Annotated in this window: 1 protein-coding gene; it reads left to right on the top strand. The window is 65.6% G+C overall.

The annotated features are described in order from the left end of the window. Positions 1–239: 239 nt before the first annotated feature. The gene (locus tag ACIRGA_RS15690) at positions 240–1,493 is read left to right on the top strand and encodes a DUF222 domain-containing protein (RefSeq protein WP_400941437.1); all 1,254 of its coding nucleotides are present in this window, start codon (positions 240–242) and stop codon (positions 1,491–1,493) included. Positions 1,494–1,942 lie beyond the last annotated feature (449 nt).

The following is a 1,942-nucleotide window of genomic DNA, read 5'->3' as shown; positions in this document are numbered from 1 at the left end:
GGTTGGGGGGGGGGGGGGGGTGTGGGGGGGGGGGGGGGGGGGGGGGGGGTGGTGGCCCCCCACCCCCCCCCCCCCCCCCCCCCCCACGGCTTTGCCCCGCATTTAGTCGACTGAATGCGGTGCGCTTCTTTGCGTGGTCGCCTTGTCGGCTGCCATCACCCTTCAGTGTTGCTGACGCATTTCGCCGGTCGCTTAAAATTACGAACACATGTTCGACAGGTTTGCGGTATTATTGAAGGGTGTCCGAGACCTTCCTTCCCGAGTTGCCGCAGGAGCTGTGGCGTGCCGGCAAGCTGGAGCTTGCCCATGGCGTGCAGCAGTCCCTGCAGGTGATTCGGATGGCGACTGCTGCTTTGGGGCAGTTTCTGGCGGAGATCGAGGCTCGGGGCGCGAAAGACTTGTATGGCTATGGCCGGACGGCTGCTTGGTTCGCCGATATAGCGGGATTGTCGGCCGCTGAGGCGGGTGCGGTGGTGAAGCGGGCCCTTGCCCTGAACCCCACCCGGGCCTTGGACGGCACGGAGCTTCCGCCTGTCGCTCCCGCGACCGCCGCGGTGGCGGCGGAGGGGTTGGTCGGGGATGAGCGGATCGATCAGATCCTGGAGATCTTGAAGAGACTTCCCGCCGACACCTCTGCTGAGGATCGGGAGAGTGCGGAGAAGATCCTGGCCGACTTGGCCCCGAACGCGGGTCCTCGTCAGCTGGCAGATGCTGAGATGAGCCTGCTGGGCTGGCTGGACCCGGACGGCAAGGAGCCCAAGGATCCCGAGCCGAAGGAGCCGCGCCGCGAGATCACGCTGGAGCGCCGTAAGGACGGGTTCTGGAAACTCACCGGCCTGCTCGACGACGAGACCGGTGCCCGGACGGCGGCGGTTTTGGATGCCTACGCCCAGCCGAGGCCGGTGGATGAGTTCGGTCAGGCGGATCTGCGGATGAAGTGCGAGCGCATGGGCGACGCCTGGGTCGATATCCTCGATCTGGCGATCGCCTGCCCGGACCAGCCGGGAACCAGCGGCTACCGCACCCTCCTGCATGTCACCATCGGGCTCGACGAGTTGAAGTCCGGTCTCGGGACCGCGTGCCTGGATTTCGTGGGGACGATGACCGCGCGGGAAGCCCGGCTCGCGGCCTGCGACTGCTTGATGTTGCCGGTGGTGCTGAGCGCGGCAGGTGAGCCGCTGGATGTGGGGCGGCTGCGACGGTTCGTCACTCCCGGCCAGCGCCGCGCGTTGAACATCCGGGACGGGGGTTGTGCGTTCCCCGGGTGTCATCGGAAGCCGAAGAATTGCCACGCTCATCACATTCGCCATTGGGCAGATGGTGGGCCGACGGATCTTCGGAATCTCGTGCTGCTCTGTGGTTTCCACCATCGCTTGATTCATCACGGGGACTGGGAAGTACGGATGGCCGCCGACGGGCTACCGGAATTCATCCCACCCCAATACCGGGACCCGCTCCGACAACCCCGCCGCAATACCCTGCATCACGTCTGAACCCGAGGAGCCCGTCGGCCACACCGGCGACGGGCCCCTCGTCATGCCCAGGACCGGCAGCTGTGTGGATTTCAGGGCATCTGATGCTCCAAGAGGCCTGTATCTTCCCGAGATTTCATCGATGACCAAAGGACTGCCACGCCTCATATTCACCACTGGGTGGATGGCGGGCCGACGGACTACCGGAGTTCATCCCGCCCCAGTATCGAGGTCCGCTGCGACAACCCCGCCGCAACACCCTGCACCACGTCTGAACCTCGAGGAGTCCGCCAGCCAGCCAGGCGACGGGCCCTTCGGCACGCCCGGCGGACGACAACGACCCACTGGCCACCACAGCGTCCTGACCTTCGATACTGAGGTTGTCCCCGGGAACCGGACACCGGGGTTTTATGCCACGAGGGCGAGATCTTGACGATAGCTTATGCGGGTTTCGTGGGGTGTTTGGTAGT

The sequence above is a fragment of the Amycolatopsis sp. NPDC102389 genome, from assembly GCF_044765885.1.
In the GTDB taxonomy this organism is placed as follows: domain Bacteria; phylum Actinomycetota; class Actinomycetes; order Mycobacteriales; family Pseudonocardiaceae; genus Amycolatopsis.
The sequence above is the reverse complement of the archived record's forward strand: the minus strand, read 5'-3'. Positions and strand labels throughout refer to the sequence as shown.